This is a genomic window from Enterococcus sp. AZ129 (assembly GCF_051714505.1).
Classification (GTDB): Bacteria; Bacillota; Bacilli; order Lactobacillales; family Enterococcaceae; genus Enterococcus; species Enterococcus faecalis.
This window is the reverse complement of record NZ_JBIORY010000001.1, coordinates 2,047,143-2,072,959: the sequence shown is the minus strand read 5'-3', so window position 1 is coordinate 2,072,959 and position 25,817 is coordinate 2,047,143. Positions and strand designations below refer to the sequence as shown.

The following is a 25,817-nucleotide window of genomic DNA, read 5'->3' as shown; positions in this document are numbered from 1 at the left end:
AAAAAATGTTAGTAACAAAAAAAGAAATATCTGTAGCAAATATTGGTGAAGAATTATGGCGTTTTAGTAATTCTTCTTATACAACTGGCTCCCCTTGGACAGAAACACAATTCGCGGAAGATTTTGCTCAGGAAAATAGCGAATATCTTTTTTTAGTTGAAAATGGCCAGTGGTTAGGTTATATTGCCTATCATTTTATTTTAGATGAAGCAGAAATTAGTCACGTTGTTGTGAATGGTCAGAAACAACACCAAGGAATTGGTTGTCAATTAATGAAAGCTTTTAAAGAATATGTTAAAAGTCGTGACATTACACAAATTTTCTTAGAGGTCAGAGAATCGAATACACTAGCTCAAAAACTTTATGAGAAAACAGGTTTTCGGAAAGTAGCTGTTCGAAAAAATTATTATAAAGAACCTCAAGAAAATGCCTTTGTAATGTGTGCGAAATTAAGGAAGGAAGCCCAATGACAATTTTTACAAAAGAACGTAAATTATTATTAGCTGTGGAAAGTAGCTGTGATGAAACAAGTGTGGCTGTCATTGAAGATGGCGACAAAATTCTTTCCAATATCGTTGCTTCGCAAATTAAGAGCCATCAACGTTTTGGCGGAGTCGTTCCAGAAGTTGCGAGTCGTCATCATGTCGAACAAGTGACAATCTGTATTGAAGAAGCATTAACAGAAGCAAAAGTCACACCTGAAGAGCTTAGTGGCATTGCTGTGACCTATGGGCCTGGGTTAGTCGGTGCTTTATTAATAGGACTTTCTGCAGCAAAAGCATTTGCTTGGGCGCACCAATTACCGCTTATTCCAGTCAATCATATGGCTGGGCACATTTATGCTGCCCGTTTTGTGGCACCGCTCGAATTTCCATTGATGGCCTTACTTGTTAGTGGAGGACATACGGAATTGGTCTACATGAAAGAAGATGGTTCTTTCGAAATTGTTGGTGAAACACGTGATGATGCAGCTGGTGAAGCGTATGATAAAGTCGGACGTGTGTTAGGGTTGCCTTATCCTAGTGGCAAAGAGATTGATGCTTTGGCCCATGAAGGCACAGATACCTATCAATTTCCACGGGCGATGCTAAAAGAGGATAACTATGACTTTAGTTTTAGTGGCTTAAAAAGTGCGTTTATTAACACGGTTCATAATGCAGAGCAACGTGGTGAAGTACTGTCTACAAAGGATTTAGCCGCAAGTTTTCAGGCGAGTGTGGTAGAAGTATTAGTGACTAAAACCATTCGTGCTTGTCAAGAATATCCTGTTAAACAATTGCTAATTGCTGGGGGCGTTGCTGCGAATCAAGGATTACGAGAAGCAATGAGACATGCAATCAGTGAACAATTACCAGAAGTGACATTACTTATTCCGCCATTAAAACTTTGTGGGGATAACGCGGCGATGATTGGCGCTGCCGCCTTTATCGAAGCTGAAAAGAATCACTTTGCTTCGTATAACTTAAATGCAGAACCTGGCGTTAGTTTTATGACAATTAGTGAAGAAGGCTAGCCAGCTAGACAAAAATTTGCTATAATGAAGCCAGTTTAACAATGACATTCGATGATAAAGAGAGTACTTATTTCAACGTCAGCTTAGCGATCTTGGGAAGGTGGGAGCCAAGAGTGATCGGAATGAGGAAGCGCACTTTTAGAATTCTGCTGAAAGCAGACGGCAATCACCGTTATCGATGAAGCAGGTCTATCCAAGTAGTATAGACAATTAGAGTGGTACCGCGGGTAAATTCTCGTCTCTGACAAAACAAATTATTTTGTTTTGTCAGAGACGTTTTTGTTTTTTATACTTACAAATTAATCAGGAGGGTTCTTATGAACAACAAAGAAATCGTAGCAAAAGCGTTACATGATGTTTTAAATGAAGAATTAACGATGGATCAAATCGAACAATTATTGGAAAATCCTAAATCTGTTGATCATGGAGATGTGGCTTTTCCAGCCTTTTCATTAGCTAAAATTTATCGTAAAGCACCACAACAAATTGCAGCAGAATTAGCAGAAAAAATTGATGGCACAAATTTTGAAAAAATTGAAGTGGTAGGACCTTATTTAAACTTTTTCATGAATAAAGAAGCAGTCAGTCAAGCTGTTATTGGCGCAGTAGTCAAAGAAAAAAATAACTACGGAAACAGTACCTTTGGCAATAATGGCAATGTTCCTATTGATATGTCTTCACCAAACATTGCTAAACCAATTTCTATGGGGCACTTACGTTCTACGGTAATCGGGAATTCAATTGCCTTTATTTTAGAAAAAATTGGGTATCAGCCAATTCGGATTAACCACTTAGGTGACTGGGGTACACAGTTTGGTAAGTTAATTGTAGCTTATAAAAAATGGGGTTCTGAAGAAGCAGTCCGCCAACAGCCAATTAATGAATTATTGCGCTTATATGTGCAATTTCATGAAGAAGCAGAAGAAAAACCAGAATTAGAAGACGAAGCACGTGCCTGGTTTAAAAAATTAGAAGAAGGAGACCAAGAAGCTAATGAATTATGGAAATGGTTCCGTAGCGAGTCTCTAAAAGAATTTGATAAAATCTATTCCATGTTAGAAGTTGAATTTGATTCATACAATGGCGAAGCCTTTTATAATGATAAAATGGATGAAATTGTTACTTTATTAGAAGAAAAACATTTATTAACAGAAAATCAAGGTGCAGAAATTGTTGATTTGACAGAATATAATTTAAATCCAGCACTTATTCGTAAATCAGATGGTGCGACGTTATATATCACACGGGATTTAGCTGCTGCGCTTTACCGTAAACGGACGTATGATTTTGCCAAATCACTTTATGTAGTTGGTAACGAACAAAGCAATCACTTCAAACAATTAAAAGCAGTCTTGAAAGAACTAGGGTTTGACTGGTCAGATGATATGGAACACATTCCGTTTGGTTTAATTACTCAAGGCGGTAAAAAATTATCCACACGTAAAGGGAAAATTGTTTTATTAGAAGAAGTATTGAACGAAGCCGTTACTTTAGCAGGAAATCAAATTAACGAGAAAAACCCAGACTTAGCAAATCGTGAAGAAGTGGCGAAACAAGTAGGTGTAGGTGCAGTCATTTTCCATGACCTTAAAAATGATCGTCTAAATAATTTCGATTTTGTATTAGATGAAGTTGTTCGTTTTGAAGGCGAAACTGGCCCATATGTTCAATATACGCATGCTCGTGCGATGAGTATTTTACGTAAAGCAAACTTTACACCAGACGCTACACAACGTTATGCACTAAATGACAAGGATAGCTGGGAAGTCGTGAAGTTGTTACAAAAATTCCCTGAAACTGTGATGCAAGCTGCTGAAAAATATGAACCATCTGTTATTGCGAAACATAGCATTCATTTAGCACAAGCGTTCAATAAATATTATGCCCATGTTCGGATTTTGGATGAAGATGCTCAAAAAGAGGCACGCTTAGCGTTAGTTTATGCAGTAGCTACTGTTCTAAAAGAAGATTTACGTTTACTAGGGTTACATGCACCAGAAGAAATGTAGAAGTTTTTGTGAAAATTTTACTGCGTTGAACGCTAAACTTATTAAGCAAATATTAAAGTTAAGTTACAGATTGAGAAATTCATAGTAATTAAATAGCTGGGGTGCTATACTCGAGTCAAGTTATAAAAGGATTAGAAAAGGTGGCACCCAATTATATGACAGAAAAATGGCGTGAAGACGAAGAATATCTTTCTTATGTAGAAGATTTATTAGCAACCGAAGAAGTCCAAAAATTAGCAGAATACACACAACATATGCATTCAACTCGTTTAGAACATTCAATTAGTGTTTCCTATCATAGCTATAAATTAGCAAAGCGTTGGAACGGCAATGCTCGTGCAACAGCTCGTGCTGGTTTATTGCATGATTTGTTTTACTATGATTGGCGCACAACAAAGTTTGACGAAGGCTCTCATGCCTATGTTCATCCACGAATTGCAGCCAAAAATGCTGAAAAAATTACAGAGTTGTCTGATTTAGAACGAGACATTATTATTAAACATATGTGGGGCGCAACTATTGCACCACCAAAATACAAAGAAAGTTACATTGTAACCTTTGTTGACAAATATTGTGCTGTAAAAGAAGCAGCGTTGCCGATGACGACAGCCATGAAAACCAAATGGCGTCAGTATTTTGGCCAACAGTCAATCTAATAAAAAGCTTATCCTTACGGATAAGCTTTTTTTGTTTGACGTTGACTAAAAAGTCTAGCATTCATCTATTTAAAATAAATATTAAAAGTAATTTTGTTCTGTTAATTTCTTTTGAGCGTATCGAAAGACTGCTTCTTGATTTTCAGTTGTTAACTGTTTGTATATGTTCATAATATTGGTTGGGACAACAAATGGCGTTTCTTCCGTTTCAGGAATACCTAAGATTTCAAGAGGTGATACATCTAAAATTTTAGATAAGGCGACAATTTTATCCCTCCCCATATTTTCAATCATTCCAGTTTCCCATTTCCTGACGGTACTTTTTCCAACACCAACAAAATTTCCAACTTGTTCTAATGTAAGATTTTTCTCCATCCTTTTTTGCTTCAAAAAATTTTCTTTCAAAAAAACCACCTCCGTAAAAAACATTCTAGCACAAAAAGTGTCGCAAAAGAAACATGTTTTACTCTATACATAGAGTGATAAATAACTATTGAATAGGCATATATTGACGGTTTTTTCACAAAATGATATACTTCCAGTGTCTAATAAGACACTAAAAGGGTGAAAAGGGGGAGTAAAATGGAATCAAATTTAATTCATTCAAAATTGAAATTAAAAGGGAAAAATGTTGAATGGTTAGCAAGTGAAATGACCGCTGCAGGTCAACCAATCTCAGCTTCAACAATTTATAAGAAATTAAAAGGAGAGGTTGTATTTAAAGCTTCAGATATTAAATTGATTTCTAAGTTGTTAGATCTGGAAAGCGAAGAAATCATGGTTATTTTTTTTAATGAACTAGTGTCTAAAAAGACACGTGGAGGTTGTTAAAGGTAATGAGTTATTCTTCTATTGCACTTTCCAGAGTTGCGTGGTATTATTTTTAATAGTTTAATAGCAACATGGTGATGGTGTTCACCACGAACTATTTATTGGACGAATAAATTAATGACGCCTACCAAACGGGAGAAGTGTACCCTTTGGTAGGCTTTTTCTGTACGCTAGGATTGGCGATAAGAAAATTGTAAAGGAGCATGTAAAGTGAAAAAAGAAACAAAGCAACTACTATCAATCGGCGGTTATATGGCAAAATGGTTGCTCATTACCGCAATTATTGGTTTATTTATGGGGACGTTATCCGCCTTTTTCTTAAAGAGTCTTACCTATGTAACAGATGTTCGTTTAGCAAACCCTTGGTTACTCTTTATCCTCCCCATTAGCGGTGTCGTTTTTACGTATTTCTATACGCGTTTTGGGAAAAATGCTAGCCGAGGAAATAACTTAGTGATTGAACAAGGCAATGGCGGGGAAGAAGATATTCCCTTGCGCTTAATTCCTTTAACATTGTTTGGCACGATTACTACGCACTTATTTGGTGGTTCTGTTGGTCGTGAAGGGACGGCGGTGCAAATGGGGGGCGCAATCGCAAATGCTGTAGGAAAAGTCTTTAAACTGTCCGCTTTGGAACGACAAGTAATTATTATTAGCGGAATTAGTGCAGGTTTTAGTTCTGTTTTTGGCACACCATTAGCGGGAACGGTTTTCGGATTAGAAGTTTTGGCGATTGGAAAAGTTCGTGCAGAGGCACTTTTCCCAAGTTTTTTTGCAGGCTTATTTGCTAATTTTGTGACTGAAAGTTTTGGTGTAACACATACGCATTATCCGATGGGCAAAATTCCGACTTGGTCGGTTGATCTATTTGTAAAATTATTTTTGGCATCGATTTGTTTTGGTTTGGCAGGTTGGGTTTTTAGTCGTTCCATTGTCTTTTTAAAAAAGACCTACGCAAATTGGTTTGCTAATGTCTACCTTCGTGCGTTTCTTGGCGCTGCCATTGTCGTTCTGTTTGTGCTCGTCTTAAACAACCAACGTTATTTAGGCTTGAGTTTACCTTTATTAGAAGATGCATTTGCAGGCAATGCGCAGCCTTTTGATTTTGTTGGGAAATTATTCTTTACGGTGTTATCCTTGGGTGCCGGATTCCAAGGAGGAGAAGTGACGCCATTGTTTGAAATTGGGGCTACGTTAGGGAGTTCTTTGGCCCCTTTGTTACATCTGTCAATTCCTTTTTTAGCAGGTTTAGGATTTATTGGTGTTTTTTCTGGCGCCACGAACACGCCGATTGCTTGTTTCATTATGGGCATTGAACTATTTGGTAGTGAAGCGGCGGTCTATTTTTTCATGGTCTGCTTAATCAGTTTTATGTGTTCAGGAAATAGCGGTATTTATGCTTCACAACAAAGTTTGTATCGCAAAGGAACAGCAGAATATCCTCTCTTTACTGCATTAAAAAATCGACGTAAATAAGATGTTTTTTTATGAAAATATGCTAAACTAGAGAAGATGAGGTGAAGACATGAAAGACTATCAATATCCATTAGATTTAGATTGGACGACAGAGGAAATGGTGATTGTCACTAATATGTGGACAGCAGTTGAGCAAGCCAACGAAACAGGCTTGCCTGTTGACAAATTTTTAACAACTTATCAACAATTTAAAACGGTCGTTAAAAGTATCGGCGAAGAAAAACGCTTAGGTCGTGAATTTGAAAATGCTTCAGGATATTCGTTATATCGTACGCTTCAACAAGCTAAAAAACAGGGAAGCGGTAAATTAAAGCTGGGGGATGATTAGATGACTGAAACGCAAAAATTTGTTCAAACAATTCAAAGTTGGCTTTTTGAAGCAGCCGATGTGATTCGAATGAACTTGGAATCAGAGTTAACCGTTCAACAGAAAAATGGCCGCACCGATTTAGTGACAAATATGGATGAACAAACCCAAGAATTTTTAATGAATAAAATTCAAACAAATTTTCCCGAAGATCAAATTTTAGGGGAAGAAAAAGGCTACAATACTTTAAAAAGTTTTGCTGGTCGCGTGTGGATCATCGATCCGATTGATGGCACAATGAATTTCGTGATGGAAAGAGAAAATTTTTGTATTATGTTAGCTGTTTATGAAGACGGCATTGGTAAATTAGGTTTTATCTATGATGTGATGCGAGAAGAACTTTATTGGGGCGGCAAAGGGCTTGGCGTTTATCGGAATAATCAATTATTAAAAGCGCCTACTATGAAAGCCTTGGCAGATGGATTATGGGGCATGAATGCTTACATGCATGGAAAAAATATTCATCACGCAACGGAAATCGGACAAGCAAGTATGGGCGTGCGTATTAGCGGTTGTGCAGGTTTGGAAATTATTGCCATGTTAAAAGGCAACCATCATGGCTATTTATCTAATCTAAGTCCTTGGGATTATGCAGCAGGCTTAGTACTTTTGGAAGAATTTGGGTTTAAATACTCTGGTATTACAGGAAAACCATTAACTTTTGATGGCCGTGAATACTTTATTGCAGCAACTCCTGAAACCTATGATGAAGTATTTACCCGATATTTAAATGAATCGGAATAATCCAAGAAGAGCGTTGCTGAAAGGTAAGGCTCTTCCTCTTTTAAAAGAGAAAAATTTGTAAAAAAATGTCCTTGTTTTCAGAAAAAGCCGAATAATTTCTAAAACTTTCATTATTTTTGCAGGCGAAAGCCTTTTTTTAATGAAAAAAGTTTGCTATAATAAGCAGTCGGCTTTTATGGACTTAAGTAACATAAGCGTATATAGATAAGGAGCAATTAAATTGAAATACAGAGATGATATTCGTAACGTGGCAATTATCGCCCACGTTGACCATGGTAAAACAACCTTAGTAGATGAACTTTTAAAACAATCTGACACTTTAGATGGGCATACACAATTACAAGAACGTGCAATGGATTCCAATGCACTTGAAAGTGAACGTGGAATTACTATCTTAGCAAAAAATACAGCCGTAGATTATAACGGTACACGTATCAACATTCTAGATACACCAGGACACGCGGACTTCGGTGGTGAAGTAGAACGTATCATGAAAATGGTAGACGGTGTTGTTTTAGTTGTCGATGCGTATGAAGGAACAATGCCTCAAACACGTTTCGTATTGAAAAAAGCATTAGAACAAAAAGTAACACCAATCGTGGTTGTTAACAAAATTGACAAACCTTCTGCTCGTCCTGAACACGTAGTAGATGAAGTTTTAGAGTTATTCATCGAATTAGGCGCAGACGACGATCAATTAGATTTCCCAGTTGTTTATGCTTCTGCTTTAAACGGAACTTCAAGTGAATCAGATGATCCAGCAGATCAAGAGCCAACAATGGCCCCAATTTTTGATAAAATTATTGAACATGTGCCAGCTCCAGTTGACAATTCAGACGAACCACTTCAATTCCAAGTCTCATTACTAGACTACAACGATTACGTTGGACGTATTGGGATTGGCCGTGTGTTTCGTGGCACAATGAAAGTCGGCGACCAAGTTGCGTTGATGAAATTAGATGGCAGCGTGAAAAATTTCCGTGTAACGAAAATTTTAGGTTTCTTTGGCTTACAACGTGTGGAAATTGATGAAGCAAAAGCGGGCGATTTAATTGCCGTTTCTGGAATGGAAGACATTTTCGTTGGGGAAACAGTTGTAGATGTTCATAATCAAGAAGCATTACCAATTCTACACATTGATGAGCCAACCTTACAAATGACTTTCTTAGTTAACAATTCTCCATTTGCGGGACGTGAAGGAAAATACATCACCGCTCGTAAAATCGAAGAACGTTTAATGGCTGAATTACAAACAGACGTATCTTTACGTGTTGATCCAATTGGCCCAGATTCTTGGACTGTATCAGGCCGTGGCGAATTGCATTTATCAATTTTAATTGAAAACATGCGTCGTGAAGGCTATGAATTACAAGTTTCTCGTCCAGAAGTTATTGAACGTGAAATTGATGGGGTTAAATGTGAACCATTTGAACGTGTTCAAATTGACACACCTGAAGAATACATGGGTAGCGTGATTGAATCACTAAGTTTACGTAAAGGCGAAATGCAAGATATGATTAATGCCGGTAACGGACAAATGCGTTTAATCTTCTTAGCACCAGCTCGTGGCTTAATTGGTTATTCAACAGAATTCTTATCAATGACTCGTGGTTATGGTATTATGAACCACACCTTCGATCAATACTTACCAATGATTCAAGGAACGATTGGTGGCCGTCATCAAGGTGCACTAGTTTCAATCGATACTGGTAAAGCAACGACTTACTCAATCATGAGTATTGAAGAACGTGGTACAGTTTTCGTTGAACCAACGACAGAAGTTTACGAAGGAATGATTGTTGGGGAAAACAACCGCGACAACGATTTAACTGTGAACATCACAAAAGCTAAACAAATGACTAACGTTCGTTCGGCAACGAAAGACCAAACATCAGTCATTAAAAAACCGAAAAAATTAACGTTAGAAGAATCATTAGAATTCTTGAATGAAGATGAATACTGTGAAGTAACACCAGAAAGCATCCGTTTAAGAAAACAAATTCTTAACAAAAATGAACGCGAAAAAGCAAGCAAGAAAAAGAAAAAAGCTGAATAATTTTTCGACAAATAAACATTTAAACCAACTATGCTCGTTTTACTACGAAAATAGTTGGTTTTTTTTATGAAAAAAACGGATTAATGCGTTTTTTTAAGATAAGGATATTTTTTATGTGTGGATAACTACTCGTTATCCACAACAAGCAAATGTCGTTATTTTTGAAAGCTTTTGATAGCAAGCTTTCACAATTTTTCATTCTTTTTGATGTTTCACGTTAACTGGTGTTTCACGATTGTGTCTTGTTTTAACACACCTTGTTCCTGTTAGATTAGCGTGTTAAAATGACTTGTAGAACAAAGATTGGAGCGCAATAAATGAGTGCATTACAAGAATTATTAAAAGATACATTTGGCTATGATGATTTTCGGCCAGGACAAGAAACGATTATTCGTCATGTATTGCGACAAGAAAATGTCTTAGGCATTATGCCAACAGGTGGAGGCAAATCGATTTGTTATCAGTTGCCAGCCTTACTTCTGGATAATTTAACATTGGTGATTTCACCATTAATTTCTTTAATGAAAGATCAAGTAGACGCCCTGAATTTAATGGGGATTCCAGCTACATATATCAATAGTACCATTTCCTATCAAGAGATGAATCATCGTATTCAATTAGCGGTTAACAAAGAAGTCAAGCTATTGTATGTTGCGCCAGAGCGATTAGAATCTTATGATTTTCAACAGATGCTGACACATGTACCGATTGATTTATTGGCAGTAGATGAGGCACACTGTATTTCACAATGGGGGCATGATTTTCGTCCAAGCTATTTGCGTTTAGCAGAGATTATCGATCAATTTCAACAGCAACCAACTGTGATTGCACTAACAGCTACAGCAACGCCACAAGTAGCGGAGGATATTGTCAAGCAATTAAGAATTCCATCAGAAAATGAAATCAAAACAGGATTCGCTCGAGAAAATTTATCTTTTCAAGTCGTGAAAGATCAAAATAGAGACGTTTTTCTTTTGGAATATTTAAAGATGAATACTGGACAATCAGGTATTATTTATGCAAGCACGCGGAAGGAAGTTGAACGAATTTATCATTTATTAGAAAGTAAAAAAATTGCAGCTGGGATGTATCATGGGGGCATGAGTGAACAGTTACGTAGTGAAAATCAAGAAGCATTCTTGTATGATCAAGTGCAAGTGATGGTAGCAACAAATGCCTTTGGTATGGGGATTAATAAGAGTAATGTTCGTTTTGTCATTCACGCACAAGTACCAGGGAATATTGAATCTTATTACCAAGAAGCCGGCCGAGCTGGTCGTGACGGTCTGCCTAGTGATGCTGTGTTAATGTTTGCTCCACAAGACTTGCAAATTCAACAATACTTTATTGAACAATCTGAAATGACCATTGATTATAAGCAGAAAGAGTACTTGAAATTACGGGAAATGTCACAATATGCGAATGCACAAATGTGTTTACAAAAATATATTTTACGCTATTTTGGTGAAGAAGGGACGGACTGCGGTCGCTGCTCGAATTGTCTGGATAATCGAGAATTAGTCGATATTACGGTCGATGCCCAAAAAGTCTTGTCTTGTGTAAAACGTATGGGAGAACGTTTCGGTAAGGGCTTAGTTGGTAAAGTCTTGACTGGCTCAAAAGATCAAAAAATTGATCAATGGCATTTTGATCGTTTGCCAACATACGGACTAATGAAAGGTCGTACGCAAAAAGAAGTCACACAGCTGATTGATTATTTGACAGCAGAACGTTATTTAATTCCTTCTGATGGGCAATTCCCGTTGTTATCAGTCTCGACAGAAGGTGTTCAGGTGCTCTTAGGGGAACGGAAGGTCTTCCGAAAAGAAGACCAAAAAGTTCGAAAAGTAGCAGTGAATGATGCCTTGTTTGAACGATTGCGCGAATTACGTATGGACATGGCTCAAGAGGCAGGCGTACCGCCATATGTAGTCTTTTCCGATAGTACACTTAAAGAAATGTGTGAAAAATTACCGCAAACAACGATTCAATTATTGCAAATAAAAGGGGTCGGCCAAAATAAATTAGATAAATATGGCACCGCCTTTTTAGAAGTAATTAAAGAATATCAAGAGACAAAAAAATGATATAGTTTGTTATTTTATTTAAAATTAAAAGCAGAAAATAAGGAAAAAGTCTTTTAATGTATTTGTTGTTGTATTGATAAAATAAGCTTGTTATATAAAGAGATTTCTTACTTAATATATCGCTTGGTTTCAGAAAATTTCTTAAAGGAAATTTTCTTAAATCATCATGTATCTAACTGAGAATTATGTTATAATTATTTAATTAAGATAGGGAGGTTCTGTACAAATGGACGAAGGAATTTCAAAGAAATTTGCCATTCAATTATTAGAAGACGATGCAGAACGCATTAAAATGCTTATTCGTAATCAAAAAAACAGTTTGTGCATTTCTCAATGTAAAGCATTTGAAGAAGTGGTGGATACACAAATGTATGGTTTTTCAAGACAAGTGACCTATGCGACCCGTTTGGGGATTTTAACTAATGATGAAGGACATCGCTTACTAAGTGATTTAGAACGCGAATTGAATCAATTATATACAGATGTTTATGAAGAAACACAAGAAAAAAACGAGATTGGCAAGGAGGGTTAAGCTTTGCCAAACAAAGTAAAGAAACGGCATTTGCTAGACTATAGTATTTTTATTCCATATTTAATTTTAAGTATCGTGGGATTGATTATGGTATATAGTTCCACATCCGCATTACAAGTAATGAAAGGTTTTTCACCTACCTCATTCGTTATTAACCAGGTTGCCTTTTGGGTAGTAGGGTTAGTTGCAATGTTTTTTATTTATAAGATGAAAACATCCGTTTTCCAGAATCGAAGTTTTATCATGTTTGCCATTGCAGTAATTACGGTTATGGTTTTAGCCGTTCGGATTCCTGGTATCGGGAAAGAAATTAACGGCGCACGTGGTTGGATTGAGATTGGTGGGTTTTCGATGCAACCAGCTGAGTATTTAAAAATTATGGTTGTCTGGTATCTGTCTTATATTTTAGCACGGCGACAAAAGACAATTAATGGAGGCATGGATCAATTTAAACAAGCTGCCGGGCGACCGTTGATGCTCGTTTTTGTATTAATTGCTCTAGTTGCAATCCAGCCTGACTTCGGGAATGCGGCCATTCTAACATTAATTACCATCGTGATGGTTTTAGCAAGTGGGATTAATTATATGTATACCTACTTGGTCGGTGGCTTGGGCATTTTAGGTAGTATCACGGCTATTCAGTTATTAATTATGTCTAAAGGAAAAATTTTCCCAGCGCGTTATCAATATATTTATAATCGTTTTGCTGTTTTTAAAAATCCATTTTTAGATGAACGGAACTTAGGCCATCAGTTAGCTAATTCTTATTATGCAATCAGTAATGGCGGCTGGTTTGGCAAAGGTCTAGGGAATAGTGTTCAGAAAAAAGGCTTTTTACCAGAAGCACATACGGACTTTATCTTTGCGATTACTTTAGAAGAGTTAGGCATTATCGGCGGTCTAGCGATTTTAGGATTGTTGATGTTTATGATTGCGCGAATTATTTTAGTCGGTGTACGCTCGAAGAAACCTTTTAATTCACTAATGTGTATTGGAATTGGTACAATGTTATTAATTCAAGTCTTTATTAATGTTGGTGGGATTACTGGGATTATTCCATTAACAGGAATTACTTTCCCGTTCTTGAGTCAAGGTGGGAATAGTTTGCTGATTATTTCGATTGCTGTAGCCTTTGTCCTGAATATCAGTGCAGATGAAACACGTCAGAAATTAGAAAATGAGTACTATTTATCTTTAGAACAGAACCAATAAATTTGAAGGAAATTGATGGTAGGAGTGACGTTATGAAAAAGGTATTAGTTGCCAATCGTGGCGAAATTGCGATTCGAATTTTTAGAGCTTGTACAGAATTAGATATCCAGACAGTAGCGATTTATGCTGCAGAAGATGAGTATTCTGTTCATCGTTTCAAAGCAGATGAAGCGTATTTAGTTGGTAAGGGGAAAAAACCAATTGAAGCCTATTTAGACATTGAAAATATTATCCAAATTGCCAAAAAATCGGGAGCAGATGCCATTCATCCTGGTTATGGCTTTTTATCTGAGAACTTACGCTTCGCCGAACGTTGTGAAGAAGAAGGAATCATTTTTGTCGGACCTAAAACACATCATTTAGATATTTTTGGCGATAAAATTAAAGCGAAAGAAGCAGCTGTAGCTGCGGGGATTGCTTCGATTCCAGGCTCAGACGGGCCAGTAGCAACGGTGGAAGAGGTCGTAGCTTTTGGTGAAACGCATGGCTTTCCTATCATGATTAAAGCTGCTTTAGGTGGCGGCGGTCGCGGGATGCGCGTTGCCCACGATGCCAAAGAAGCACGAGAAGGTTACGAAAGAGCAAAGAGTGAAGCGAAAGCAGCCTTTGGTTCTGACGAGGTTTATGTTGAAAAGTATATTTCTAATCCTAAACATATCGAAGTACAAATTTTAGGCGATCATCATGGGAATGTCTTGCATTTATTTGAACGTGATTGTTCCGTTCAACGACGCCACCAAAAAGTGGTAGAAGTCGCACCATGTGTATCAATGAATGAAGAACAACGAGCAGCCATTTGTTCGGCTGCTGTGCAGTTAATGGCGCATGTCGGCTACGTGAATGCGGGAACGGTTGAGTTTTTAGTAGAAGGGGATCAGTTTTATTTTATTGAAGTGAATCCTCGTGTTCAGGTAGAACATACTATCACAGAAATGATTACAGATATTGATATTGTGATCTCTCAATTACAAATTGCGCAAGGGCTTGATTTGCATAAAGATATGCATTTGCCAAAACAAAACGAATTGACATTAAAAGGCGCGGCTATTCAATGTCGGATTACGACTGAAGATCCCCTGAACCAGTTTATGCCAGACACAGGGAAAATCGATACGTATCGTTCACCAGGTGGTTTTGGTGTACGTTTAGATGTAGGGAATGCTTATTCTGGCTACGCTGTGACGCCCTACTTTGATTCTTTATTGGTTAAAGTCTGTACGCATGGTTTCTCTTTTGAACAGGCAATCAGTAAAATGCAACGCTGCTTAAAAGAATTTCGGATTCGTGGCGTGAAAACAAATATTCCGTTTTTACAAAATGTTGTGAGCTATCCAGCGTTTCAATCTGGCGAAGCCAAAACAACCTTTATTGATAATACACCTGAATTATTTGAATTTCCTCGTATGCGCGATCGTGGCAATAAAACGATGAAATACATTGGAGAAGTAACGGTCAATGGGTTCCCTGGCATTGAACGAACGGAGAAAAAATATTTTGAAGCCCCGCGCGTGCCGACAGATATTGAAGTTCCAGAAAAAGTGATCACAGCTAAAAATATTCTAGACGCTCAAGGAGCAACCGCCGTCATCGATTGGGTTAAGAATCAAGAAAGTGTGTTAATGACAGATACCACGTTCCGTGATGCGCACCAAAGTTTATTAGCTACTCGTGTGAGAACACAAGATTTTAAAGCAATTGCTGGTCTAACTGATGCAGCCCTGCCTGAGCTGTTTTCTAGTGAAATGTGGGGTGGCGCTACGTTCGATGTTGCCTATCGCTTCTTAACCGAAGACCCATGGCAACGTTTAAGAAAAATTCGTCAGTTGATGCCAAACACACTTTTACAAATGCTGTTCAGAGGATCTAATGCGGTAGGCTATCAAAATTATCCTGATAATGTTATTGAAGAATTTATTAAAGAATCCGCTCGCCAAGGAGTCGATGTTTTCCGAATTTTTGATAGCTTAAACTGGATTCCTCAAATGGAAAAAAGTATTCAAGTCGTTCGGGATACCGGAAAAATTGCGGAAGCAGCAATTTGTTATACTGGGGACATCAATGATCCAGCCCGAGCAAAATATAATGTTCAATATTACCTTGATATGGCTAAAGAATTGGAAAATTTAGGGGCACAAATCATTGCGATTAAAGATATGGCTGGCTTATTGAAACCACAAGCTGCTTATCGTTTAATTAGTGAATTAAAGGCAGCCACGGATTTACCAATTCATCTCCACACTCACGACACTAGTGGCAATGGGATCATCACATATTCAGCAGCTACTAAAGCGGGCGTTGATATTGTTGACGTCGCAATGAGTGCGATGAGTGGCGCAACTAGCCAGCCAAGTATGAACAGTCTATATTATGCTTTAGTCAATGGTGAACGGACGCCAACTATTAACATTGATAATGCACAGAAAATCAATCATTATTGGGAAGATGTGCGCATGTATTATCAACCATTTGAAAATGGCTTAAATGCCCCGCAAACAGAAGTCTATATGCATGAAATGCCTGGTGGTCAATACTCTAATCTGCAGCAGCAAGCAAAAGCGGTAGGCTTAGGGCACCGTTGGGATGAAATCAAAAAAATGTATCACACAGTGAATTTGATGTTTGGCGATATTGTAAAAGTGACACCATCTTCAAAAGTCGTGGGAGACATGGCACTCTTCATGGTTCAAAATAATCTGACAGAACAAGATGTTTATGCGCGTGGTGAAGAACTAAGTTTTCCTGAATCCGTTGTGACTTTTTTCCAAGGTGATTTAGGTCAACCAGTTGGTGGGTTCCCGAAAGAGCTGCAACGAATTATTCTAAAAGGTCGACCAGCCTTCACAGAGCGGCCAGGTGACTTAGCAGCACCTGTTGATTTTGCGAAAGTACAAGAAGAATTAGCCGAAAAAATTGGGTATCAACCTAAATTGGAAGAAGTTTTAAGTTATTTAATGTATCCACAAGTATTTTTAGAGTATCGTCAAAAATACGAAACCTTTGGAGATATAACCTTATTAGATACGCCAACATTCTTTAATGGTATTCGTCAAGGAGAGACATTGGAAGTTCAAATTGAACGAGGAAAAACGTTAATTATTCGTTTAGATGAAATTGGCGAACCTGATATTGACGGAAACCGTGTCTTGTTCTTCAATTTGAATGGGCAACGTCGTGAGGTTTTAGTTAAAGATGCCTCTATTAAGTCTGCTGTTCAAGTAAAACAAAAGGCGGAACCAACTAATAAAGAACAAATCGGCGCAACGATGTCTGGTTCTGTTCTACAAGTATTGGTCAAACGTGGCGATAAAGTAGAAAAAGGTCAGCCGTTGCTGATTACAGAAGCCATGAAAATGGAAACGACTATCGAAGCACGTTTTGCGGGCACGGTAGATCACATTTATGTTGAAGAAGGCGAAGCAATCAGCTCAGGTGATTTGTTATTAGAAGTGAAAGAAAAATAAGATGAGAGGGGAAAAAATGAAGCGATTTTGGGCCTTTACTGCTGTTTTTTTAACAGTTCTACTCATTGGATATTTAGAGCCAGTTTTTTTCCCTGCTGAAAAACCAACCGAAACAGCTCAAAGTGGGCGCTTATCCAGCGCTCACACCGCTGTTCCTCATGAAGAATTGCCAGCTTCTGGCTACGCAGCATACATAGGGAAAGATGTGGAAATCTTTATCCGCCAGTTTGGCAATCCTAAAGAAAAAATTAAAACAGGTCGTACGTATGAATTATGGACGTTCGGTTTGACGATGAATGATTACTTAGAAGTCAACGTTCGAGAAAATAAAGTCATCGCAATTAAGGCCTTTAACAATGACAAAATGATAGAACCGTTTAAAATAGATATGAAGCTTGCTGACTTGTCTGATTTAATGACGATTTATTCGAATTTTGCATTTAATTTTCATCATGAAGCTTACGATGTCGAGCTGATGGAAGAAGATATGAACTATCGACCACTGGTTGCTTTTGATAATGGCAGTTTTGCGGTGTTATTTTTTAATCAGCGGACGGGCGGTTTAATGGCAGTTAATTATGTCAATAAAGAAACGTTGCTCACGGAAATGCCGTATCAATTAAATGAAGGTTCTCCTTTGCCAGTTGATATAACGCAGTCAATGACCTTCGATCCTGTTCAAAGTAACCAAGCGATTTATGTCATGAATCTGGTTAAACAGCAAGAAAATCAAGCTGCTTTTTCAGTTTCTACACAAAGCCAAAAAGATGCCCAAACATTGTATCAAACGCTGGCTAACCATACACCAACAATTTTGTCGGCAAATCGACAAGCAGAATTGTTACAAACGAGAGAGGAACATACAGCCATTCATCCCTTTCATTTGACTAAGGACGAATTTTCTTTATTAGTTAAAACGAGCAAACTTTCGTTGAGAGAACCAGCAGGTATTTTCCAAGAACCTGTTTATGATAGTACCTTTACTATTTTGTCATGGTTTTCGGACCCGCAATATGATAGCTATTTTGCTGAGTCAGAAACGACAGAATTGGGCGTTGCCTTTTCCAATGAAGGTGTGTTAGTCTTATTAGAGAAACGACCAGAAAATAGGCAAATCACGGAGAGTAGTGAAAAGTTATGATTGTGACAGAACATTTATTTGCAATTGAAGATCAAACAGAATGCTTAATTTCAGCACTTTTAGAAAGTGATGCTGTTCAAAACTATAAAGAAACAAAAAAAGCTATGTATGCTTCGGCGGAAGTTGCTCAGTTACAAAAAGCATTTTTAGAAGCTAAGTCAGCCTTTGAACGAGTAGAGGCTTATGGAATTCATGCACCCGATTTTCGGGAGAAACAACGAGCCCTACGTAAAGCGAAGCGGGCGCTTGATTTAAATGAAATCGTTGCAAATTATCGTTTTGCTGAGACAAACGTTCAAACGTTGCTAGATACAATTGGTTTAAAGATTGCGCAACTAATTTCTGAAGATATTAAAGTAGATGCTGGAAATCCTTTCTTTGAACGAGGAAAGAAACATTCAGGTTGTGGAGGAAGCTGCCATGCAAGCTAAAGAAGAAAAAGAATTTACGCTTCAAGAGCGTCGTTGCCTAATTGTTTGGGTATACACATTAAAACCGTTAAAACAGTTACGCCGATATGGACTGATTCACTATGTTTCACGAAAAATGAAATATGTGGTGATTTACATGAATGAAGAAAATATTGAAAGTAACATGGAAAAAATTAATCAGTTACATTTTGTTCGTAGTGTCGATAAATCGTATCGACCAGATGTCGAAATGAATTTTGCTGAAAAAATTGGTACCAAAGCGGCTTATCAAGAACAAGAAGACGACGGCTATGTAGTAGAGGAATTATCTACAGAGATTCGCTTAGCAGAGAATGTCTAATGCAAAAGAGTGAGAAATGTTATGAGAAATTTCAAACATTTTTCACTCTTTTTGTTATAATGAATTATAAAAGAATGATTGATAAAGGAGTCGAAACAATGCGTGTTATTTCTGGAGAATATGGTGGCCGGCGCCTGAAAGCGTTAGATGGCGACAATACTAGGCCTACAACAGATAAAGTAAAAGAATCTATTTTTAATATGATTGGTCCATATTTCGATGGTGGAATGGCGCTGGATTTATATTCAGGAAGTGGCGGGTTAGCGATTGAAGCCGTTTCTCGTGGAATGGACAAAAGTATTTGTATTGAAAAGAATTTTGCTGCACTAAAAGTAATTAAAGAAAATATTGCGATTACAAAAGAACCAGAAAAATTTGAAGTTAGAAAAATGGATGCTAATCGTGCCTTAGAACAGTTTTATGAAGAGAAGCTACAATTTGATTTGGTCTTATTGGATCCGCCCTATGCCAAACAAGAAATTGTTTCACAATTAGAAAAGATGTTAGAACGGCAGTTATTAACAAACGAAGCCGTTATCGTTTGTGAAACAGATAAAACTGTCAAATTACCGGAAACGATTGGTACACTAGAAAAAACAAGAGAAACCGTTTACGGAATCACTCAAGTAACGATTTATCGTCAGGAGGCGTAAGATGCGTAAAATTGCTCTATTTCCCGGAAGTTTTGATCCGATGACAAATGGTCATTTAAATTTGATTGAACGCAGTGCGAAGTTATTTGACGAAGTCATCATTGGCGTTTTTATAAATACAAGTAAGCAAACATTATTTACGCCAGAAGAGAAAAAATATTTAATTGAAGAAGCAACTAAAGAAATGCCAAATGTGCGTGTTATCATGCAAGAAACCCAGTTAACTGTGGAAAGTGCAAAATCATTAGGGGCTAATTTTTTGATTCGTGGCATTAGAAACGTCAAAGACTACGAGTACGAGAAAGACATTGCTAAAATGAATCAACATCTGGCGCCAGAAATTGAAACGGTTTTTCTATTAGCAGAAGAACCATATGCACATGTAAGCTCCAGTTTACTAAAAGAAGTTTTACGTTTTGGAGGCGATGTGTCTGACTATCTTCCTCCCAATATTTATCATGCGTTAAAACAAAAGAAGAATGACTGGAGCTAAAATAATGAATAAAAAAACAGAAAAATTTTCGTTTAAATCACTCATTCCAATGGTATTGACATTGCTGCTAATTGGTTTGTTTATCGTCCCAATTCCTTATTATATTGAAGGACCAGGAACGACAGAAAATTTAAAAGAGTTTGTAACTGTTGATGGAAAAAAAGATACGCAGTCAGGTGCTTTTTATTTAACAACGGTGGGCATTCGTTCGGCCACTATTTTTTCTGCCATAAAAGCAAACTTTTCGGATTTTCAAGAAGTCATGTCAAAAAAAGAATTAATGGGAGATAGTAGTAATAGCGAATATAATCGAATTCAACAATATTATATGGATTCCTCAAAAAACGCCGCAATTGAGCAAGCCTTAAAATTAGCGAAGGTTCCATATGAGATGAAATTTAAAGGCGTCTATGTGTTAGCGATGGAAGACAACTCAAGTTTTAAAGGAAAAATTGAAGTTGGTGATACCGTGACAGGCGTGGATGGTAAATCTTTTAAAAGTAGTGAAGAATTAATGAATTACATTAAAGCACAAAAAGTGAATCAAAAAGTCACTGTTCAATTTATTCAAGATGGTAAAGCAAAAGAAGCGACCGGTAAATTAATTGAATTGCCAACAGATAAAAAAGCGGGGATTGGTATTGGTTTGACTGACCATACAGAAATTGATTCTTCTATCCCAGTATCTATTGAAGCGGGTGATATTGGTGGACCATCGGCTGGTTTAATGTTTACTTTGCAGACCTATGAACAATTAAGTCATAAAGATTTACGAAAAGGTCATGAAATTGCTGGAACGGGTACGATGAACAGTCAAGGAATCGTTGGTAGAATCGGTGGCATTGACAAAAAAGTTGTAACTGCCAGTGAGAACGGCGCAGAAATTTTCTTTGCACCCGATGATGAAATAACTTCAGAAATGAAAAAAGTTGAGCCAAAAATCAAATCGAATTATCAAGAAGCACAAGAAGCTGCGAAAAAAATTGGGACAAAAATGAAAATTGTCCCAGTAAAAACGGTTCAAGATGCCTTGAACTATCTAGAAAAATTAAAATAAAAGTGTGCCTGGGCCAAAAATTACTAGTGATTTTTGGTCCAGGCGCATTTTTTTGTTAAAAAATGCGTAATTATATTTTGAAGGGAGGACAAACGATGGATTGGTTGAAACAGTTACCCAAAAAGTGGCTATTGCTAGGTAGTGGCGCGTCTATAGTTATTTTGATAACTCTATTAGTGGGCATTTATTTGATGGTTAATAAGGAGCCACGAGTAGACACCACAATGTGGGAGGAGACAAGTCTGACCACTACGGCAGAGGTCGCCACAGATGCCACAAAAGAAAGGGCAGAAACAATGATCTATGTTGATATTAAAGGCGCAGTGAAAGTACCAGGAATCTATCAACTAAAAAATCAGCAGCGGATTTGGGATGCTTTAGCTTTAGCTGGAGGTGTTAGCGAGGAAGCAGATACCGTTCAGGTCAATTACGCTCAAAAAGTAAAAGATCAAATGATTATTTACGTGCCCAAAAAAGGAGAATCAGTGGCACAGTCATTAGAAACGCTGCAGGAATCAGCACCTGCTCAGCAAAATCAGGAGGAAAAGATCAACCTTAATACGGCAACAGAAGCAGAGCTACAAACGATTTCAGGAATCGGTGCGAAAAAAGCACAAGAGATTATTCGATTTCGTGACGAACAAGGACCGTTTAAAACCGTCGAGGAACTGAAAAATGTTCCAGGTATTGGAGAGAAAACAGTAGAACGTTTAAAAGACATGTTGACAGTGACTGGCTAACTTTTAACAGAAAATTCCTGAGAATTCTTGACTATGGGATGCGGATAACATACTATTTGTAATAAGATTAAATGATTTGGCAAATCGAACACAGGAGTCATTAAAAATAAAGGAGGTTTATTATGGAACGAATTCCATGGGACCAATATTTTATGGGACAAAGCGTCTTATTATCATTAAGAAGTACTTGCACACGGTTAACTGTCGGAGCAACCATTGTTCGCGACAAACGAATTATTGCAGGAGGTTACAATGGTTCAGTCAGTGGCGGAACGCATTGTATTGATGAAGGATGTTATGTTGTTGATAATCATTGCGTTCGAACAATCCACGCAGAAATGAATGCAATTTTACAATGTGCGAAGTTTGGCGTCCCTACAGAAGGGGCAGAAATTTATGTGACACATTTCCCTTGCCTGCAATGTACAAAGATGATTTTACAAGCAGGGATTAAAAAGATTTATTATTTAAAGGATTACCGTAATGATGCGTACGCCCTAAATTTAATTGAACAAGTAGGAGCCACGGTTGAAAAAGTGACTTTAGTACCAAAATATTTTGCCGAATTACAATGGGGAGAAGAATTTGCCACACTTGAGGACAATCCTTCCTCAGCTGAGGAATAATTGGTTCTTCGTAGCTCTGCTGACTAGTTGTGGGCTGTGGTGTCTTTTCGCACCTAGTCTATTAGGAGCTCTTCTTCTTTCTATCACTGTTATCCGTATTGTCTGTACAAAAAGTTTTCCTGTTATATTGGGAGGTTTTTTGTGCAGTTTTTTAATAGTAGGGGGCATATTGATTTTCCAGTGGTTAAAGCCAGTCTCTTTGTTGCCTAAAGAAGTCCGCTTGTCAGGACAGCTAACGATATTGCCAGATGAAATACAAGTCGATGGTGATCAAGTAAAATTTCCTGCCAATTGGATCGTAAAAGGCAAAAGGCAGAAAGTGATGGTATTTTATCAATTAAAAAGTGTGAAAGAAAAACAGCAATGGCAACAACTAACCACAACCATTCAGGCAACCGCTGTAGGTATTTTAGACTCGCCCCAAGGTCAAACCAACAAAAATGGCTTCAATTATCAACTATTTTTAAAGAATCAAGGAATCGAAGCGATTTTATTCATTGAGGAGATAGGACAACCGCGTTCCTTTTTTTCTTGGCGGTTTAAAGAAATCATTAGCGGCTGGCGGAAGTGGGCGATGGTACATATTCAGAAAAATTTTGCTGAGACTAGTGCAATGTATATGAATGCGTTGCTCTTAGGTTTTCGTAATGAAGAATTTGCTGAAATAAGCGATAAATTTTCAGCATTAGGCATTTTGCATCTTTTTAGTTTGTCAGGGATGCATGTTTCTTTTTTCCTTCGTTTATTTCGCTTACTAATGCTAAGAATTGCTCGCCGAACGCAAGAAAGTTATTTTTTGTGGCAATGCGGTTTTTCACTGATATATGCTGGTTTAACAGGATTCTCAGTTAGTGTCATGCGGGCGCTTTTACAAACAAACCTCAATACGTTCAATCGACGGTTTAATTGGCAGGTTCCGGCCCTCGATTGTTGGAGTTTAACTCTCTTAGTGCACTTGATTGTTCAGCCAACCCTCTTTTTTTCAGTCGGCGGTCAATTTAGTTATTTACTTTCCTTTGTTCTGCTGTTTTTAGAGCAAACATTGGTCGGTTATTCTTCGCCTTTCATTAAAAATTGTTTAGGCTCTTTCCTATTGGCTGTGGCTTCCTTACCTATTTTAGTCCAATCATTTTATGAATGGCCCTTGTTAGGAAGTTTCTTAACATTTCTCTTGTTACCAATTTTTGAACGGTTCTTGTTACCGCTTTTGACGTTGAACTTTTTTCTAGTGATTATTATGCCAGCACGTTATTTAGCAGCCTTGCTCGAACCACTATTTTTAACAATGAATGGCTTATTTGAGTGGGTGCTAGTTCACTTAAATCCGAAGCTGACCATCGGCTATTTAAATGCTTGGATACAAATTAGTTTGTTATTACTAATCGGACTTTCAATGATTTATTTAGCAGACAAGTCTAAAAAAATTCTTTTCTCAATCGGACTACTAATTGTTTTGATAAATAGTAAATACCTTTCGCCAATTGGCATTGTTGCAATGATCGATGTAGGCCAAGGGGATAGTTTGTTTATCCAAGCGCCTTTTCACAGAAAAAATACACTGATCGATACAGGTGGTCGGTTGTCTTTTGACAAAGAAGCTTGGCGGCAACGGAAAAATAGTCGATCAGGAGCGGAATATTCAGTGATTCCTTTTCTCAAAAGTCAAGGGGTCAAACGTTTAGATGAAGTGATCATCACACACGCACATGAAGACCATTTTGGCGATTTATTAGCCATTGCGCAGAAGGTTCCAATTTCTGTTCTTTATTTCCCTAAAGGAGCAGCTGAAGCCAATTTTTCGTTTCGCCAAGTCTTGAAACAACTCCAAAAAAGCGGGACAGACTGTCGGCCGATTTTAGCGCCCAAGCGAATTAATGGGCCCGTTTCTTTTCAAATTTTATCACCAAATAAGAGCAGTATTGGGGGCAATAATGACTCGATAGTGTTTTCCACACAATTAGGCGGACGGCATTTTTTATTTACTGGTGACTTGGAAGCCGAAGGAGAAGAACAAGTGTTGGCTCGCTATCCCCAGTTGAAAATCGACATCTTGAAAGTCGGTCATCATGGTAGTAAAACGTCGTCTACTAAAAGATTTATCAAACAGCTTAATCCGCGAGAAGCATTGATTTCAGCTGGACTGAATAATCGTTTTAAACATCCTCATCAGGAGACATTAGCGACGCTGGAGGAGCAAAAAATAAATTATTATCGGACCGATCTTCAAGGAATGATTTATTATCAATGGTTACCTTGGCAAGGGCTTTCTAAAGCCAAATTTGTTAAAGAACAAGACTAGTATTTCCAGAAGTAACATGATAGGATAAACAAGAGAAACGAGAAAAGGAGCGAGCCAATGGAGTTACAAAAAGCTTTGAAAGAAGTGCGAGAGCAAAAAATCGCTCCAGTGTATTTATTAATAGGAACAGAACTTTATTTAACTGAATTATTTAAAACAACATTGATGAAAGAATTGTTGACGGAAGAGGATGATCAATTTAACTTTTTCTCATTTGATATGGAGGAAACACCTTTAAGTGCAGCGATTGCTGAAGCGGAAACAATTCCGTTTTTTGGTGATTATCGCCTTGTCTTTGTGGAAAATCCTTATTTTTTAACTGCCGAAAGAAAAACAAACGGTGTGGAACATGATGTCAATCTTTTATTGAATTATTTGGAAAGTCCATCACCAACAACTGTTCTTGTTTTTATGGCCTCTTATGAAAAATTAGATGAACGCAAAAAAATTACCAAAGCATTGAAAAAAAATGCCACAGTAGTTGACGTCAATCCAATGGATGAAAAGGCTATTCGTCAGTACATTTCTCAAACGATTGAGAGTGAAGGGTACACTATTCGCTCCGATGCTTTTGATTTATTACTTCAATTGACAGACTTGAACTTATCAAAAATTATGGGAGAATTACAGAAGCTGTATTTATATGCCCTTGAGACGAAGACAATTACACGAGGTGCGGTTCAAGAATTAGTCCCTAAGTCTTTGGAACATAATGTTTTTGACTTAACCAACGAAGTACTTTCTGGAAACAGTGAAAAAGCTGTTCAATTGTATGAAGATTTACTTTTACAAGGAGAAGAAACCATTAAGTTAAATGCAATCTTATTGAATCAGATTCGCCTTTTTCTACAAACAAAAATTTTGGCTAAGATGGGCTATCAACAAGCGAATATCGCTGATACATTAAAGGTTCATCCTTATCGAGTCAAGTTAGCGTTACAACAAGTCCGACGATTTGAATTGTCTCGATTAGAAAGACTTTATGATGAATTAGTTGAAAATGATTACCGCATGAAAACGGGCCAAATGGATAAAGAATTACTATTCCAATTATTTATTTTAAAATTGACTGCGCAAGCAAAATAAGAAAGTA

General features: G+C 37.5%; 23 protein-coding genes, 1 pseudogene, 1 riboswitch and 1 other annotated feature. Of the genes and pseudogenes, 23 read left to right on the top strand and 1 reads right to left on the bottom strand.

Annotation, left to right across the window (positions count from 1 at the left end):
* Positions 1 to 5 precede the first annotated feature (5 nt).
* The 4 genes from rimI to IGJ90_RS10125 all read left to right on the top strand — a co-directional run bounded on the left by rimI (position 6) and on the right by IGJ90_RS10125 (position 4,178).
* Complete coding sequence (gene rimI / locus IGJ90_RS10140) at positions 6 to 470, top strand: ribosomal protein S18-alanine N-acetyltransferase (RefSeq protein WP_002359702.1); 465 nt, start codon at positions 6 to 8, stop codon at positions 468 to 470.
* The gene (tsaD, locus tag IGJ90_RS10135) at positions 467 to 1,513 is read left to right on the top strand and encodes a tRNA (adenosine(37)-N6)-threonylcarbamoyltransferase complex transferase subunit TsaD (RefSeq protein WP_002367082.1); all 1,047 of its coding nucleotides are present in this window, start codon (positions 467 to 469) and stop codon (positions 1,511 to 1,513) included. The genes rimI and tsaD overlap by 4 nt, the downstream gene beginning before the upstream one ends.
* 42 nt (positions 1,514 to 1,555) lie before the next feature.
* Positions 1,556 to 1,759: a binding site (T-box leader), on the top strand.
* 71 nt (positions 1,760 to 1,830) lie between these two features.
* Complete coding sequence (gene argS / locus IGJ90_RS10130) at positions 1,831 to 3,522, top strand: arginine--tRNA ligase (protein WP_002367081.1); 1,692 nt, start codon at positions 1,831 to 1,833, stop codon at positions 3,520 to 3,522.
* Between the two features lie 155 nt (positions 3,523 to 3,677).
* Positions 3,678 to 4,178 (top strand): HD domain-containing protein, encoded by a 501-nt coding sequence (locus IGJ90_RS10125; protein ID WP_002356666.1) that lies wholly within the window; start codon positions 3,678 to 3,680, stop codon positions 4,176 to 4,178.
* A gap of 81 nt (positions 4,179 to 4,259) precedes the next feature.
* Here the strand turns inward: IGJ90_RS10125 and IGJ90_RS10120 are convergent, their stop codons facing one another.
* The gene (locus IGJ90_RS10120; RefSeq protein WP_002356667.1) at positions 4,260 to 4,592 is read right to left on the bottom strand and encodes a helix-turn-helix domain-containing protein; all 333 of its coding nucleotides are present in this window, start codon (positions 4,590 to 4,592) and stop codon (positions 4,260 to 4,262) included.
* A gap of 94 nt (positions 4,593 to 4,686) precedes the next feature.
* Here IGJ90_RS10120 and IGJ90_RS10115 point away from each other — a divergent pair.
* From IGJ90_RS10115 to holA, 19 genes and pseudogenes are all read left to right on the top strand, one after another.
* Positions 4,687 to 5,009, top strand: a pseudogene (locus IGJ90_RS10115) (hypothetical protein).
* Between the two features lie 64 nt (positions 5,010 to 5,073).
* A riboswitch (Fluoride riboswitch) is annotated at positions 5,074 to 5,143 on the top strand.
* Between the two features lie 76 nt (positions 5,144 to 5,219).
* Complete coding sequence (locus tag IGJ90_RS10110) at positions 5,220 to 6,485, top strand: voltage-gated chloride channel family protein (protein WP_002367078.1); 1,266 nt, start codon at positions 5,220 to 5,222, stop codon at positions 6,483 to 6,485.
* A gap of 49 nt (positions 6,486 to 6,534) precedes the next feature.
* The gene (locus IGJ90_RS10105) at positions 6,535 to 6,813 is read left to right on the top strand and encodes a UPF0223 family protein (protein ID WP_002356679.1); all 279 of its coding nucleotides are present in this window, start codon (positions 6,535 to 6,537) and stop codon (positions 6,811 to 6,813) included.
* Positions 6,814 to 7,596, top strand: a complete 783-nt coding sequence (locus IGJ90_RS10100; RefSeq protein WP_002359710.1) for an inositol monophosphatase family protein — start codon at positions 6,814 to 6,816, stop codon at positions 7,594 to 7,596.
* Between the two features lie 220 nt (positions 7,597 to 7,816).
* Positions 7,817 to 9,652, top strand: coding sequence for a translational GTPase TypA (typA, locus tag IGJ90_RS10095; protein ID WP_002356682.1), 1,836 nt, complete (start codon positions 7,817 to 7,819; stop codon positions 9,650 to 9,652).
* Between the two features lie 317 nt (positions 9,653 to 9,969).
* Complete coding sequence (gene recQ / locus IGJ90_RS10090; protein ID WP_002367077.1) at positions 9,970 to 11,739, top strand: DNA helicase RecQ; 1,770 nt, start codon at positions 9,970 to 9,972, stop codon at positions 11,737 to 11,739.
* 226 nt (positions 11,740 to 11,965) lie between these two features.
* Positions 11,966 to 12,271, top strand: coding sequence for a YlaN family protein (locus IGJ90_RS10085; RefSeq protein ID WP_002356684.1), 306 nt, complete (start codon positions 11,966 to 11,968; stop codon positions 12,269 to 12,271).
* Positions 12,272 to 12,274: 3 nt separating this feature from the next.
* Positions 12,275 to 13,483 carry an FtsW/RodA/SpoVE family cell cycle protein gene (locus IGJ90_RS10080; protein ID WP_002356686.1) on the top strand — a complete coding sequence of 403 codons (1,209 nt, stop codon included), beginning with the start codon at positions 12,275 to 12,277 and terminating at the stop codon, positions 13,481 to 13,483.
* 32 nt (positions 13,484 to 13,515) lie between these two features.
* Complete coding sequence (locus tag IGJ90_RS10075; RefSeq protein WP_002359712.1) at positions 13,516 to 16,944, top strand: pyruvate carboxylase; 3,429 nt, start codon at positions 13,516 to 13,518, stop codon at positions 16,942 to 16,944.
* A 16-nt stretch (positions 16,945 to 16,960) separates the two neighbouring features.
* On the top strand, positions 16,961 to 18,085 hold the full coding sequence (locus IGJ90_RS10070; RefSeq protein ID WP_002367076.1) for a CAP-associated domain-containing protein: 1,125 nt from the start codon (positions 16,961 to 16,963) through the stop codon (positions 18,083 to 18,085).
* Positions 18,082 to 18,516, top strand: a complete 435-nt coding sequence (locus IGJ90_RS10065; RefSeq protein ID WP_002356689.1) for a YlbF family regulator — start codon at positions 18,082 to 18,084, stop codon at positions 18,514 to 18,516. The genes IGJ90_RS10070 and IGJ90_RS10065 overlap by 4 nt, the downstream gene beginning before the upstream one ends.
* Complete coding sequence (locus IGJ90_RS10060) at positions 18,506 to 18,856, top strand: YlbG family protein (protein ID WP_002359714.1); 351 nt, start codon at positions 18,506 to 18,508, stop codon at positions 18,854 to 18,856. Before IGJ90_RS10065 ends, IGJ90_RS10060 begins: the two co-directional genes overlap by 11 nt.
* Before the next feature lie 59 nt (positions 18,857 to 18,915).
* Positions 18,916 to 19,509, top strand: coding sequence for a 16S rRNA (guanine(966)-N(2))-methyltransferase RsmD (rsmD, locus tag IGJ90_RS10055; protein WP_002414371.1), 594 nt, complete (start codon positions 18,916 to 18,918; stop codon positions 19,507 to 19,509).
* 1 nt (position 19,510) lies between these two features.
* Positions 19,511 to 20,002: a pantetheine-phosphate adenylyltransferase gene (coaD, locus tag IGJ90_RS10050; RefSeq protein WP_002356693.1), complete on the top strand. Its 492-nt coding sequence runs from the start codon at positions 19,511 to 19,513 to the stop codon at positions 20,000 to 20,002.
* Positions 19,989 to 21,059, top strand: a complete 1,071-nt coding sequence (locus tag IGJ90_RS10045) for a SepM family pheromone-processing serine protease (RefSeq protein ID WP_025186662.1) — start codon at positions 19,989 to 19,991, stop codon at positions 21,057 to 21,059. The genes coaD and IGJ90_RS10045 overlap by 14 nt, the downstream gene beginning before the upstream one ends.
* Positions 21,060 to 21,121: 62 nt before the next feature.
* Positions 21,122 to 21,799: a helix-hairpin-helix domain-containing protein gene (locus IGJ90_RS10040; protein WP_025186661.1), complete on the top strand. Its 678-nt coding sequence runs from the start codon at positions 21,122 to 21,124 to the stop codon at positions 21,797 to 21,799.
* Between the two features lie 122 nt (positions 21,800 to 21,921).
* Entirely contained in the window at positions 21,922 to 22,425 is a 504-nt protein-coding gene (locus IGJ90_RS10035; protein WP_002356697.1) for a ComE operon protein 2, read from the top strand.
* A gap of 34 nt (positions 22,426 to 22,459) precedes the next feature.
* On the top strand, positions 22,460 to 24,724 hold the full coding sequence (locus tag IGJ90_RS10030) for a DNA internalization-related competence protein ComEC/Rec2 (protein WP_438768330.1): 2,265 nt from the start codon (positions 22,460 to 22,462) through the stop codon (positions 24,722 to 24,724).
* Between the two features lie 57 nt (positions 24,725 to 24,781).
* On the top strand, positions 24,782 to 25,810 hold the full coding sequence (gene holA, locus IGJ90_RS10025; protein ID WP_002362655.1) for a DNA polymerase III subunit delta: 1,029 nt from the start codon (positions 24,782 to 24,784) through the stop codon (positions 25,808 to 25,810).
* Positions 25,811 to 25,817 lie beyond the last annotated feature (7 nt).